We start from the raw sequence: 12,347 nt of genomic DNA, 5'->3' as shown, positions 1-12,347 counted from the left end.
TACCCCTTAAACACCTGTTTGTGAGTCTTTTCCGGCAATTTTTCATTTTTACATGTACGGTTTTGCTGGTAGAAGTGTGGACCGCGTTCCCCGCCGAAGCCCAGCCGGAATGCCATTGTTTTGTTAAGGGCCAAGTATTTGATAACGAGTCGCACCAACCTGTTCCGGGCGCTACTATTTATATAAAAGAGCTGCAAAAAGGCGTTCTGACGGACCAGACGGGCACCTATCGGCTGGAAAACCTCTGTCAGGGCACGTACACCCTCCTTTGCCGCATTGTGGGGTACCGGGAGGTTTCCCAGCAGTTTACCCTCGAACACACCTCCGAACAGGATATTTATCTTTCCGAAGAATCCATCCACCTGCGCGACGTGAACGTTACGGCCCAGCGGGCGGAAGTCCTCAACAGCCAGAACGTCGCCCGACTCGACGGCCGGGCCCTCGAACAGACGCGGGGCCAGTCGCTGGGCGAGGCGTTGCGGGCGTTGCCGGGCGTCACGGTCCTGCAAACCGGCGCCTCGATTGCTAAACCGGTCATCCACGGCATGCACAGCAACCGGATTCTGATTCTGAACAACGGCGTCCGGCAGGAAGGCCAGCAGTGGGGTTCCGAACATGCCCCCGAAATCGACCCGTTTGTGGCCCGGCAGCTTACCGTCGTGCGCGGGGCGGCGGGCGTACGGTACGGTTCGGATGCCCTCGGCGGCGTCATTCTGGTCGAACCGGCCGCCCTGCCTACCCAGCCGGGTCTGGAGGGCAGTCTTACCCTGGCCGGTTTCAGCAACGGGCAGCAGGGAGCAGCTTCCGGACAACTCGCCGGTGCCTTTGGCCCCGAAAGCCGCTTTGGCTGGCGGATGCAGGGAACGCTGAAGCGTGGCGGCAACCTGCGCGCACCCAATTATTTTCTGGACAATACCGGCTCGTCGGAGCAGAACTTCTCGGGCACCTTCGCCTACCGGACGGCCCGTTTTCGCTCCGAGCTTTTTTACAGCCGGTTTGCCACCCGGCTTGGCATTTTTTCCGGTGCCCATATCGGCAGCCTTTCCGACCTGAAAGCCATTTTTGAAAACGGCCAGCCCTTTGTGCAGTCGGGCTTTAGTTACGCCATCGGTCGGCCGTATCAGGATGTACAGCACGATTTGCTGAAAGTAAAAACCGTCTGGAAGCCCCGGGCGGGCGGGGAATGGCAGCTGGTGGCCGCCCGCCAGACCGACGACCGCTCCGAATACGACCTGCACGGCCCCCGAAACGACAGCCTCCGCGCCCTGAACCGACCGGAACTGCGGTTTCAGTTAACCACCTATACCGCCGATCTGGTCTACGAACACAAGCCGGTAGACGGCAGGCTCAGCGGCAGCCTTGGCCTCAGCGGCCTGTATCAGTTCAACATCATGAGCGGCCGCCCGCTGATTCCGAACTTCCGGACTTTTACCGGCGGCCTTTTCTGGATCGAAAAATACCGGCGGGAAAACTGGGAAGTAGAAGCCGGCCTCCGGTACGACTGGCGGCATATGCAGGTTTTTCGCTACGAAAACCGGGTGCTGACCCGTCCGACGTATGTTTTCTCACGGGTGTCGGGCACGCTGGGCTTCACCCGTTACCTGTCCGACCGCTGGACCAGCCGGGTCAACCTCGGCACGGCCTGGCGCGCGCCGAACGTGAGCGAGCTGTTCAGCGACGGTGTCCACCATGGCGCCGCTTCCTATGAGGTGGGCAACCAGACTCTGCTTCCCGAAGTAGCCTATAACCTCACGCTCGGCAGCGAGTACAGCGGCAAGCGGGTGAAAGCCGAACTCGGCATTTTTGTTAACACCATCCGCAACTACATCTATCTCAAGCCGCAGGCCGAGCCTGTCCTGACCATTCGTGGGGCATTTCCGGCATTTCAGTATACCCAGACCGACGCGCTATATGCCGGCCTCGACGCCGACGCGACTATTACAATTTGGCCAAAGCTGGACCTGACCACCAGGCTTTCCTATTTATATGTGCAGGATTTACGGCAACAGCAGCCGCTGGTTATGATTCCGCCCAATCGGTGGGACAACGGTCTGCAGTATGATTTCGGCAAAGTCGGGCGGCTGCGGAATGTCTTTGTGGGCATCGGCCACCTGTGGGTCGCGCGGCAGAATCGCGTTCCGGCCAACAGTGATTTTGTAGTTCCTCCCCCCGCCTACCAGCTCTGGAGTGCCAAAGCGGGCGCGACGATTCCGATCAGCCAGCGGCAGCAGCTGGAAGCCAGCCTGACGGTAAGCAACCTCTTCAACACCGTTTACCGCGACTACCTGAACCGGTTCCGGTACTTTTCCGATGAGATTGGCCGGAACGTGGCTCTGCGGGTAAAGTATTCTTTTTAAACAACATATCCCATATCTGCGAAATATGGGATATGTTGTTTAAAAAGAATAAAGAAAGTGGAGTGGATTGGGATAGATATAGGTATAGCCCAACGCCCTCACCGCCTTTTCGCCATTAACAACCTTAAACGGCACGGGCTCCGGCGGTTCGGCAAACGTCGGCAGGGCGAACCCAAAATCCGCGCAGCTTTTTCGGTACACGGCCTCCCGGGTGGGGTGCTCCGGTGCAACGGCGTTAAACGTTTCGCCCGGGCGCGGCGATTCGAGCAGGGCCAGCAGCAGGCCCGCGGCATCGTCGCGGTGAATGTAGTTGACCGGCACGCCCGCCGTCGTGATGTTTTGTTTCCCCGCCACGTATTTACCCGGAATCCGGTCATACCCCATCAGCCCACCGCAGCGGACAACACTGGCGTTGCCCAAAGCCAGCACCCGCCGCTCCGCTTCCACCAGGGCCGGGGCCGCCGACTCTTCCGAGCCGACCACCTCCTCTTCGAACGCGGTCTGGTTCTTTTCGGGATAAACCGAAGTTGAACTTACATAAATCACGTAAGGCGAACGGCCCGTTTGCCGGATGGCTTCCGTCAGCAACTCGATTTGCCGGGGATGAAACGCATCGCCCTGAGCCCCCGCCCGCGGCGGAACGCTGATGACGAGCGCATCGGTATCCAGCAATGCGGCCAGATCGCCTTCCGGCTCGGGCGTTAATGTCAGCACAACCGCGTCGAGCCCGGCATTTTGCAGCCGAGTCGCTTTTTCTGCGGAGGTAACGCTGCCTTTGACCAGGTACCCTTTTTCCTTCAGTCTTAATGCCAGCGGAAAGCCAAGCCAGCCGCAACCAATGATGGATATTGTTTTCATAATTTTTTGACGGACCTCCGCCGCCTATTCAATGTCTTTGTCAGGGCGTCTCCAGCGCCGACAGGAGCGACAGACTCAGCGGATCGCTTTGGATTTGCGAGTTGGTCAGCACGACAAGGGCGGTTTTGCGGCGCAGGTTGAAAGCTGCAAAGGTCGAGAAGCCGCCCGTTCCGCCGTTGTGCCAGTACCAGGGCTGGGGATTTTTAACGTTCCAGAACCAGCCGAGGCCAATAGCCCGGTCGCCCTGCGTGGCCGTTTTCTCCTGCGTCAACTGCATCGCCCGGACCAGCGTTCGGGGGCCGTCGCCCAGTTCGGCGCGCAGGTATTGCAGCATATCTTCCGTCGTCGAGCGAATCCCGCCGGCTCCGGCAAGGGCCAGAAACTCCCAGGAAGATGCGGCTTTGCCCCCACCGTCGTGGCCCTGCGCAAACCGGCGTTTCTGCTCGTCGTTCAGCGTCAGCGCCGTGCTTTTCATCCCCAGCGGGCCGGCAATCCGTTTTTGGAGCAGTTCTTCGTAATCGCTGTTCAGGCCGTTTTCGAGCAAGGTTCCCAGCAGGCCCGCGCCGAGGTTGGAGTATTCGACTTCCTTCCCCGGCTCCCGCGCCAGTTCGGCTTTCATCAGGTAGGCAAACAGCTTCCTGCGGTCGTACTCCCTGTACGGATTGACCAGCGCCGCGGTAGACGTGAACAGGTTCGTCGGCAGGCGCGGCAGCCCGGAGGTATGGTTGGCCAGCATAGTCAGCGTAACCCGTTTACCGTTTTTCTGCAAAATCGGCAGAGAGTCCGGCAGGAAATTGTTGACCGGCGCATTCATATCAATCCGGCCACGGCGGGCGGCGTCGGCCAGCAGGGTTGCCGTAAACGTTTTGCTGATGGAGCCGATTTCGTACAGCGTACTCCGGGCCGGAAGCTGCCCGTTGCCTTTTGCCGTTTCGCCGTAATTGAAATAAAAGGTGCTGTCGCCGCGCAGAATGCCAATGCTGAGTCCGACGGTTTTATGCTTTCTTAAAAAATCCGTAACGAGGCTGTCGATCTGCCGGTCGAGCGGAGTCCGGCGCGGGTTGTCAGTAGAAACGGGGGTTTGCTCCGTTGACTGCGCGGCCGAACCGGCTCCAGCCAGCAGCAAACCCGCAAAAAGCAGAAATTTCATAAGCGGCGTTCGTGAAACCGCAAGGTAAGGAGTCTTCCCGGAATTCAGGCAAACGGACTCCGAATCACCAGCCGCCCGTCGATCACCTGCCCGTTCTGCAGGTCTTCGAAACAGAGGGTGGGACAGTCCGCCGTCAACGCCGCTTTCTCAAGCAGCGTTCGAGCCTCTTTCTGAACGTTTCCGGGAAAGGCTTTGTAAATTTCCAGAACTGCTTCTGCCGTCCTCATATCTGGTCACTTTTAATTACGTCAGAACAGCAAAACAGGTCGGCGTTTGTGCCGACCTGTAACGCGGAGTGATACTCCGCTTATTTATTGAAAGCGAGCGGAGTATCACTCCGCGTTACTTTTTCTCTTCGAATCCCTGTTCTTCCATCCATTCCTCCCATTCGTCGGGCGAAGCACCGGGTTTGGGCAGGCTGGTCACGCCCCATTTCTTTCGTTCCGGCGCTTTCAGTTCCCACGATTTTTTCTCGCTGGCCCCACCGGCGGTTTCGAACACGAAGGTGTACTTGCCGGGACGCAGGTAGATTTTGCCGTCGTCGGCGGGCTTCAGATTGATTTCGCGGCCTTCCGTGCGGTGGTCGTTCAGCCAGCCCTGGTAGGCTCCGCGGGCAGTGCTGTCGATGGCGTAATCGAACGAGAGGTAGTTCAGGCCCGCTTCGCTGGTGTCGGTCAGGGTGCGCAGGGTCAGGCTGTCGGCCATCAGGCGAACCGTGGTGCGACCGGCCGTTCTGGCATAAAACGGCATCGTAAACTGGTATTCCGGTTTTTCGCTGTATTTGTTGTACATCCGGCCGCGGCTGGCCCGGTAGGTTTCGTTCTTCAGTTTGTAGACGTACAGGTCTTTCGCCCGTACCGAGTCCGTCAGGCTCTGCAGATAGGACACGTCGCCGACGTACAGCGACCGCCCGTGCGTTCCGACGATGAGTTCGTTTTCGCGGGGATGCACCACCAGGTCATGCACGGCCACGGCGGGCAGTCCTTCGCCCAGAATCATGAACGACCGGCCCCGGTCCAGCGACGCATACAGCCCGTGGTCGGTGCCGACGTACAGCACATCCGGATTTTTCGGGTCTTCTTTCAGCACGTTGACCGGCTCGGCGGGGAGGTCCGTTCCGATGGGCTGCCAGGTTTTGCCGTAGTCCGTTGACCGGAAAACGTACGCCCGGAAATGATCGTTGCGGTAGCCGTTCAGGGTGGCGTAAACCGTGCCTTCGTCGTGGGCCGAAGCCGTGACGCGGCTCACCCAGAGCGGTTGCACCGCCGCCGGAAGGCCGTCCGAAATGCGCGTCCAGGTGTAGCCGCCGTCGCGCGAGACGTGAATCAGGCCGTCGTCGCTGCCCGTGTAGATAAGGCCGAAGCGCAGGGGCGACTCGTCGATGGTCGTCAGGGTGCCGAAAGAAACATCGCCTTCTTTGCGGCCGCGCGTCAGGTCGCCGGAAAGCACCTTGAACTCATCGCCCCGGTCCAGACTGCGGTGGAAACGATTCGAGCCGAAATACACCACGTCCTGGTTGTGCCGCGACACCAGAATCGGCGACTGCCAGTTGAAGCGCAGCTTGGGCTGACCGACCTCCTCGGGGAATTCCAGTTTCTTCCGTTCGCCCGTTTCCCGGTTTATCCGGAAATAATTGCCAAACTGGAAGCCGGTGTACACCGTTTTGTTATCCCGCCAATCGACCTGCACCTGCATCCCGTCGCCGCCGAGCAGGCTTTTGTACGGGTAATCGCCGTTGTCGTACCATTCGGGAGAGGCTTTGTAGGTGCTCGGGCCCATCCAGACGCCGTTGTCCTGAAGGCCGCCGTAGACATTGTACGGCTTGGCCATATCGACGGTGATGGCGTAGAACTGCCCCACGGCGGGCGTATTGGCCTTGAACCAGGTTTTGCCGCCGTCGTAACTGATGTTGATGCCGCCGTCGTTGCCCAGAATCAGGTGTTTGTTGTTCTTCGGGTTGATCCAGAGCGCGTGGTGATCGGCGTGAACGTTGGCCGCATCGAGGCCTTTCCAGGTTTTGCCGCCATCTTCCGAACCAATGACGGGGACGCCCGCCGTGTAAATCTTATCCGCATTGTCGGGCGCAATCCAGACGTTGCCGAAATAATAGCCGTAGGTGTTGTACACCCCGTCGAGGTAATCCTCGTTCACCTTGCGCCACGACTGCCCGCCGTTGTCCGAACGGTAGATTTCGGCGCCCACGACTTCGGCGTTGATGAGTTTGGAGTTGGCATCGTCGGTGTATTCCAGAACGGCCAGCGGGGCCAGTTTGCCGTTGCGGACCAGTTCTTTCAGGGATTTGGCCGTGTATTTTTCCGGGAAGTTCTGCTCATCAAGGTATTCGGTCAGCAGGCTGTCGGGCACATCCAGAAATTTCTCCTTGGTCATGCCTTTGAATTCCTCTTTGGTCAGTTTGCCCGGCTCTTCGTCGTCTTTTTTGGGCCGGATGGCCTGGTTGTCGAGAATGGCGTACAGAATCTGCGGGTTCTGCGGGAAGATGCTCAGACCAATGCGGCCCGTATTTTCATCCTGCGGGAAACCGGAACGGCCGCCCGAGATCAGCTTCCAGGTTTCGCCGCCGTCGGTACTTTTATAAATGCCGGAGGTTTTGCCTCCTTCCACAAAATTCCAGGCCTTGCGCTCCTTATGCCACATCGAAGCGTACAGAACCTGCGGATTGGCCGGGTCGAGGTCAACGTCGATGGCCCCGGTTTTGTCGTCGATGTAGAGCGTCTGTTTCCAGGTTTTGCCGCCATCGGTCGTTTTGTAAAGGCCGCGTTCTTTATTGGCGGTGAATAAATGTCCCGTAGCGGCAACCCAGGCCACGTTTGGAGTCGTCGGATGCAGCACAATGCGCCCGATATGGTGCGTCTCCTCCAGACCCGGCAGGTGCTGCCAGGTTTTGCCCCCGTCGGTCGATTTGTAGACGCCCACGCCCGAGTACGACGAGCGGCTGGCGTTGGCCTCGCCGGTGCCGACCCAGAGGGTTCCGGTTTTCCAGTCTACCGCCACGGCTCCGAGGGTCATTACGGCTTCCCTGTCAAACAAAGGCTCAAACGACAGTCCGTTGTTGTCGGTGCGCCACAGACCGCCGCTGGCGTAGGCGACGTAAAACTGGTTCGGATTGTCGGGGTTAACGGCCATGTCCACCACGCGTCCGCTCATGACCGTGGGGCCGATGTTGCGAAAGGGCACGTTACGCAGCAGCGAGGCGGTGGTCAGTTTACGCCGCTGCCCGAAGGCCGACAACCGTTCGGTGGCGGCGGTCATCTGGGCGGTTTGGGTCGCGGCCGTTTTTTTACGATTCTTCTGCTGCCCCATCGCCCCGGTGGCCAGGGTAAGGAAGGTTAGGGGTAGAAGTATTTTGTTCATAAAACAGGATGAAGTAACTGGAGGAATTTAAGTCTGCAAGATAATGCATCCCCGCCAAACTGCCAGAACAGAATCTTCTTTGGCAAATTAAACCTCTGACCGCTGCTTTTGTCCATAGTCCAGTTAGTTCACAGAATAGAACAATTAAAATATAATTAATTGACAGTGAGGACGTGAACTTGTATTTACCTGAATTGTATTTTTACATCGACACCAACCAGTAACCGCTTAGCAATCCTATGACACAAGCAACTGAACTGATTCCGGGCATTTACAATTATTGCGATTCGTGGTGCGAGCGTTGTCCTTTCACCAAGCGGTGTCAGAGTTTCAAGCTGCAGTATCCGGAAGGGATTCCGCAGGAAGACATGGACGCTGAAACGCTGGTCAAGCGGCTTATGGAAGCGCTCCAGATGACCAAAGCGTACATTGCCAAACATCAGAAAAAAGAATTACCCGAACATATGCAAACTGCCCTGGAGGCAAAAGCAGCCGGCGTACACGAAACCGATACGCTCGAACGCCCATCCGTAGCGGCCCTCTGTGACCAGTATCTGAACACGACAGCGAGCTGGCTCAAGGCAGAAATGAATCTGCTGGAGCAGGCCGGTCACCAGCAGGCATTTGAAGTGAACATCGGCGTCCGGACGGAAGCCGAAGCCATGACGATGCTCAACGGGCTGAAAGACGCCTGGGAAGTCATCAAATGGTACCGCACGCTGATTCCGGTGAAGGTAATGTCGGCCCTGCAACTGAGACGCGCCCCGACAAACGACCCGCAGCTGTCCGCCTATTTCAACGGCAAGGCCAAGCTCGTGCTGGTGAGCGTCGATAAGTCGCTGGCCGCCTGGCATACGCTGCTGGAGCATTACCCGGAAAAGATGGACGAAGTGCTCGACATGCTCGTACTGCTCGACCGCATCCGCCGCCAGATGACCGAGCAGTTCCCCCAAGCCCGCGAATTCCGGCGGCCAGGGCTGGATTAAAGGCGTTTAAAGTTAAAAGATTTCAGGTTTAACGTGGTCCGCCGCAGCGGTAGCTCTGCCTCAATTGAGTGCGGAGCCATTGCTGCGGCGGATTGCGTTGAACCTTAAACCTTTAACTTTAAACGACTATTTTTTAGTAATCGTAAACTCCACCCGCCGGTTTGTCTGCCGGCCTTCTTCGGATTCGTTGGGGGCTACGGGGCGGGATTCGCCGTAGCCTTTGCTGGCGATGCGGTCAGGTTCGATGCCTTTGCCGATGAAATACTCCCGCACGGCGTCGGCGCGGTCCTGGGAGAGCCGGGCGTTGAGGTCGCGGGAGCCCGTGTTGTCGGTATGTCCGCCGACTTCGATGGTCATTTGGGCGTTCTCATTCAGCGTCGTCACCACCCGGTCGAGTTCGGGGAAAGACTCCTCGCGCAGCGTCGCTTTGCCGAGGTCGAAGAAAATGTTGTTCAGGCGTACGGCCCGGCCCACCTCAATCGGCACCAGTTTCAGCTCTTTTCCGGTAATTTCCTGATACCCTTTCGCCTGGGTCAGGTCGATGTTGTCGCCCTCCGCGATAAAATCCGGGGCAATCGCCCGCATGCTGTATTTTTTGCCATAGGGCAGCACGATGGTGTATTCGCCCGTCAGCGGGTTGGACGTGGCCGTTCCGGCTTCGGCGCCATCAGGCAGGGTTTCGTAGACAATGCGGGCTTCGACCGGGCGGCCAGTCTTCTGGTCGATGACTTTTCCTTTGACCAGAACCACCGGGTCGGGAGCGCCTTCTTTGGGAGTATCCTGCTGGGCGTCGCGCAGGCGGATCTGCACGATGTCTCCTTTGCCAAGCGTATTTTTGAAGGTCGTCAGATACGCAAATTCACCCGAAGCCGACAACGTATAGTAAGCATCGTACCCGTCCGTGTTGATCGCCGGACCGAGGTTTACGGGTTTGCTCCAGTGCTTCCAGGTGTTGTCTACCCGTTTGCACACGTAAATGTCGTTGCTGCCCGAGCCGCCCGGACGATCGCTGGAGAAATAAAGCGTGGCTCCGTCGGCGGCCAGAAAGGGCGTGGTTTCCGTAAAATCGTCGGTGTTGACTTCGGCGCCGAGGCTGATGGGCTTGGTCCAGGTGCCGTTTTTCTGCTTGAGGCTGATGTACAGGTCGTCTTTCTGGCTGTTCTTTTTCTCGCTGAAAGCCATCACGAGCACTTTGCCGTCGGCCGACAGGTAGCCGCAGTCAAATTGGCCTTTGCTGATCTTCTCATAATTGGGGACGGCCAGTTTCTGGGGCGGCGACCAGCCGTTGGCGGTCCGTTTGCTGACCGAAAAGCCGCGGGTTTCGTAGTTCCCGTTGCCGTAGGCACCCTTGATAAGCATGGTGTTGCCGTCCGGCGAGATGCTGTAGGCGCAGTTGTATTCGTCCTTGTTCAGCGGAAAGGTCATGCGGCGGGCGGCGCCCCATTTGTTATCGGCGCTCATTTCCGTAAACCAGATATCCTGACTGCCTTTGGCGCCGTGTGTATTCTGCGGGTGGCTGATGCGGGCAAAATACAGGGTCCGCCCGTCCGGCGCGATCACCGGATTGATTTCATTGTATTCCGAATTGACCAGATTGCCCAGGTTTTCGGCCTTCGACTGGGCGTTTGCGGTCACGCTTATAGCGGCGAAAAGTCCGGCGAAGATGGCTCTTTTGCCTTTCATGGAGTACTTGTTACTGATTCGTTATGGAATAAAACGCTGGGGCAAGCTAAATTATTTCTCCTTAAAATTCGGTTAAACCACACGATTCCAGCCTCCTTATTCGCTATATTTACAGATACGCAGTTTGTCTGTAACAGTACTTAACTCAATGGAAAACCTGAATAAGCCCCGCAAATCAAAAGATGCGGCACGGACGGCTGCCCGTCGTGAAGACATTCGTACTCTCCTCAACATTATTTTCTGCGTCGTGGGTCTGGTTATCAGCTTCCTGTACCTGGCCCGCGAACAGTCCATCGGCTGGGCGTTCCTCGGCGGCTTCACCTTTCTGCTGATGACGCAGTTGCAGGGCGAAGAAGATTTTTATGATTTTTAAGGTTAGTCCGGGCCGCGGATGAGCCCCGGCGGCCCAGCCCAACGCCTTTACACTTCTTCCCAGAATTTTTCAAACGCTTCCAGCACCTCATCGACCGATTCGGCCACGATGAGCAGGTCCCGGTTTTCGGCGCGCAGGAAGCCGTCGGCTACCATCCGGTCGAGCTGCTGAAGCATCAGGTCATAGAACCCGCTGATGTTCAGGATGGCAATCGGGCCGTGGTACAGTTTCAGCTGCCGCCACGCCAGAATTTCGAAAAGCTCGTCCAGCGTACCGTATCCGCCGGGCAGGGCCACGACGCCTTTGGCAAACTGCACCATTTTGAACTTCCGCTCGTGCATCGTTTCGACGAAGTGCAGTTCGGTCAGGGTCTGGTGCGCGACTTCCAGTTGGGCCAGAAAGTTGGGAATAACGCCCGTCACTTCGCCGCCGTTGGTCAGGACCTCATCGGCCACCGTACCCATCAGCCCCAGGTTTCCGCCGCCGTAAATCAGCCGGATCTGGCGGCGGGCCATTTTTGAGCCTAGTTCGCGGGCTATTTCTTTGTATAAAGGATTTGTTCCGGGATTGGAACCGCAGTACACCACAATGCTTTTCATGGTGCAAAGGTAACCCGGAATGCCATTCCGGGAAACGTCCATCCAGAAGTTGACTCTTGTGGGCCATTTGGTGATTTTGTCCTGAATCGCATTCTGGATTGCTTTTGCCCGGAATATCATTCCGGGTTACCGGATCAGCGTCTGGCTCAGGGCCTGCCAGTCCGTTTTCCGGATGATTTCCTGCGCCACGTCCAGCGGGCCTTTGATGGTCACCACCAGGTTCTCGACCAGATTACCACCTTTGGCAAATGAATAATGGTAGACCATGTTTCCTTTGCTGTCCTTCTTCAGGTTGTTTTTCCAGTTTCCCAGAAACACGACGGTCTCCGGCCGGGGTTGCAGGCCGCCGCTGTCACCGACCGATTTCAGGCTGACCTGCAGCGCCATCGGGGCGTTTTTCACCTGAACGGCTTTGTAATTGTCCACAAACCGGTTGCTTTCCGGCTCCTGCAGCCGGTAATTGGCCACGTTCATTTCCACATTGATGTCGACGGTATTCTGTCCGAGTTCGCGGGCGCGGGCGGGTTCGGCCTGTTTGTAAACCGAATCCGTACTCAGCACGAGGGACGTTTCCTGCCGGGTGGGGTCGGCCTGGGCCACGGCGGAATCGATCCGGGCGCGGCGTTCGCGGGCGGCGGCTCCCCGCTCGAGGGTCAGGTCGTAGCGATCGCCGCAGGGCCGGAACATTTTGCCATATTCGTCGCTCACTTCCAGCTTACCCAGCGAATGCCGTTCGTCGAAGATCCGCCAGTTACCAGCAGGCGGATTTTCCTTAAACTGCGACTGTAACGCCTTGACCACCCGCTCGTAGGAGGCGGTCTGGGCGTCGGTAGCGGGCTGGCACTGCGCCCGGGCCACGCTGGTGAAGAGAACGGCGGCAAAAGCCATCAGCCAAAAATATTTTTTCATCGGGATTATGCTTTTGGGGTCTGAATTGAATCATACAGAAAACCCGGCAGGTAGTTCAGG

10 protein-coding genes are annotated in these 12,347 nt (G+C 57.7%); 3 read left to right on the top strand and 7 right to left on the bottom strand.

The window, feature by feature from the left end; genetic code table 11:
- The first annotated feature begins 62 nt into the window (after nt 1–62).
- A complete protein-coding gene (locus ORG26_RS12025; RefSeq protein ID WP_266362035.1) occupies nt 63–2,357 on the top strand; it encodes a TonB-dependent receptor in 2,295 nt (764 codons plus the stop codon).
- 39 nt (nt 2,358–2,396) lie between these two features.
- On the opposite strand, the gene ORG26_RS12020 is transcribed toward ORG26_RS12025, so the two are convergent.
- The 4 genes from ORG26_RS12020 to ORG26_RS12005 form a co-directional block, all read right to left on the bottom strand.
- Nucleotides 2,397–3,215 (bottom strand): Rossmann-fold NAD(P)-binding domain-containing protein, encoded by an 819-nt coding sequence (locus tag ORG26_RS12020; RefSeq protein ID WP_266362034.1) that lies wholly within the window; start codon nt 3,213–3,215, stop codon nt 2,397–2,399.
- Between the two features lie 40 nt (nt 3,216–3,255).
- Complete coding sequence (locus ORG26_RS12015; protein ID WP_266362032.1) at nt 3,256–4,365, bottom strand: serine hydrolase domain-containing protein; 1,110 nt, start codon at nt 4,363–4,365, stop codon at nt 3,256–3,258.
- Nucleotides 4,366–4,409: 44 nt separating this feature from the next.
- Nucleotides 4,410–4,592 carry a hypothetical protein gene (locus tag ORG26_RS12010; RefSeq protein WP_266362030.1) on the bottom strand — a complete coding sequence of 61 codons (183 nt, stop codon included), beginning with the start codon at nt 4,590–4,592 and terminating at the stop codon, nt 4,410–4,412.
- A 115-nt stretch (nt 4,593–4,707) separates the two neighbouring features.
- Entirely contained in the window at nt 4,708–7,737 is a 3,030-nt protein-coding gene (locus ORG26_RS12005) for a WD40/YVTN/BNR-like repeat-containing protein (RefSeq protein ID WP_266362028.1), read from the bottom strand.
- Between the two features lie 239 nt (nt 7,738–7,976).
- Here ORG26_RS12005 and ORG26_RS12000 point away from each other — a divergent pair, with 239 nt between their 5' ends.
- Complete coding sequence (locus ORG26_RS12000) at nt 7,977–8,723, top strand: hypothetical protein (RefSeq protein WP_266362026.1); 747 nt, start codon at nt 7,977–7,979, stop codon at nt 8,721–8,723.
- 126 nt (nt 8,724–8,849) lie between these two features.
- Here the strand turns inward: ORG26_RS12000 and ORG26_RS11995 are convergent, their stop codons facing one another.
- Nucleotides 8,850–10,406 (bottom strand): OmpA family protein, encoded by a 1,557-nt coding sequence (locus ORG26_RS11995; RefSeq protein ID WP_266362024.1) that lies wholly within the window; start codon nt 10,404–10,406, stop codon nt 8,850–8,852.
- Nucleotides 10,407–10,554: 148 nt separating this feature from the next.
- Here ORG26_RS11995 and ORG26_RS11990 point away from each other — a divergent pair, with 148 nt between their 5' ends.
- Complete coding sequence (locus ORG26_RS11990; protein ID WP_266362022.1) at nt 10,555–10,779, top strand: hypothetical protein; 225 nt, start codon at nt 10,555–10,557, stop codon at nt 10,777–10,779.
- Between the two features lie 47 nt (nt 10,780–10,826).
- Here ORG26_RS11990 and ORG26_RS11985 read toward each other — a convergent pair whose 3' ends face one another.
- Together ORG26_RS11985 and ORG26_RS11980 are read right to left on the bottom strand one after the other, a co-directional pair.
- On the bottom strand, nt 10,827–11,378 hold the full coding sequence (locus tag ORG26_RS11985) for an LOG family protein (RefSeq protein ID WP_266369396.1): 552 nt from the start codon (nt 11,376–11,378) through the stop codon (nt 10,827–10,829).
- A gap of 126 nt (nt 11,379–11,504) precedes the next feature.
- Nucleotides 11,505–12,287 (bottom strand): hypothetical protein, encoded by a 783-nt coding sequence (locus ORG26_RS11980; protein ID WP_266362020.1) that lies wholly within the window; start codon nt 12,285–12,287, stop codon nt 11,505–11,507.
- Between the last annotated feature and the right edge of the window lie 60 nt (nt 12,288–12,347).

This window comes from Tellurirhabdus rosea, assembly GCF_026278345.1.
Classification (GTDB): Bacteria; Bacteroidota; Bacteroidia; order Cytophagales; family Spirosomataceae; genus Tellurirhabdus; species Tellurirhabdus rosea.
This window is presented reverse-complemented; position numbering and strand designations above follow the sequence as displayed.

Excerpts from the sequence above, each read along its gene's own strand:
- ORG26_RS11985 (WP_266369396.1), bottom strand. The coding sequence starts at position 11,378 with ATGAAAAGCATTGTGGTGTACTGCGGTTCCAATCCCGGAACAAATCCT.
- ORG26_RS11980 (WP_266362020.1), bottom strand. The coding sequence starts at position 12,287 with ATGAAAAAATATTTTTGGCTGATGGCTTTTGCCGCCGTTCTCTTCACC.
- ORG26_RS11995 (WP_266362024.1), bottom strand. The coding sequence starts at position 10,406 with ATGAAAGGCAAAAGAGCCATCTTCGCCGGACTTTTCGCCGCTATAAGC.
- ORG26_RS12015 (WP_266362032.1), bottom strand. The coding sequence starts at position 4,365 with ATGAAATTTCTGCTTTTTGCGGGTTTGCTGCTGGCTGGAGCCGGTTCG.
- ORG26_RS12005 (WP_266362028.1), bottom strand. The coding sequence starts at position 7,737 with ATGAACAAAATACTTCTACCCCTAACCTTCCTTACCCTGGCCACCGGG.
- ORG26_RS11990 (WP_266362022.1), top strand. The coding sequence starts at position 10,555 with ATGGAAAACCTGAATAAGCCCCGCAAATCAAAAGATGCGGCACGGACG.
- ORG26_RS12000 (WP_266362026.1), top strand. The coding sequence starts at position 7,977 with ATGACACAAGCAACTGAACTGATTCCGGGCATTTACAATTATTGCGAT.
- ORG26_RS12020 (WP_266362034.1), bottom strand. The coding sequence starts at position 3,215 with ATGAAAACAATATCCATCATTGGTTGCGGCTGGCTTGGCTTTCCGCTG.
- ORG26_RS12010 (WP_266362030.1), bottom strand. The coding sequence starts at position 4,592 with ATGAGGACGGCAGAAGCAGTTCTGGAAATTTACAAAGCCTTTCCCGGA.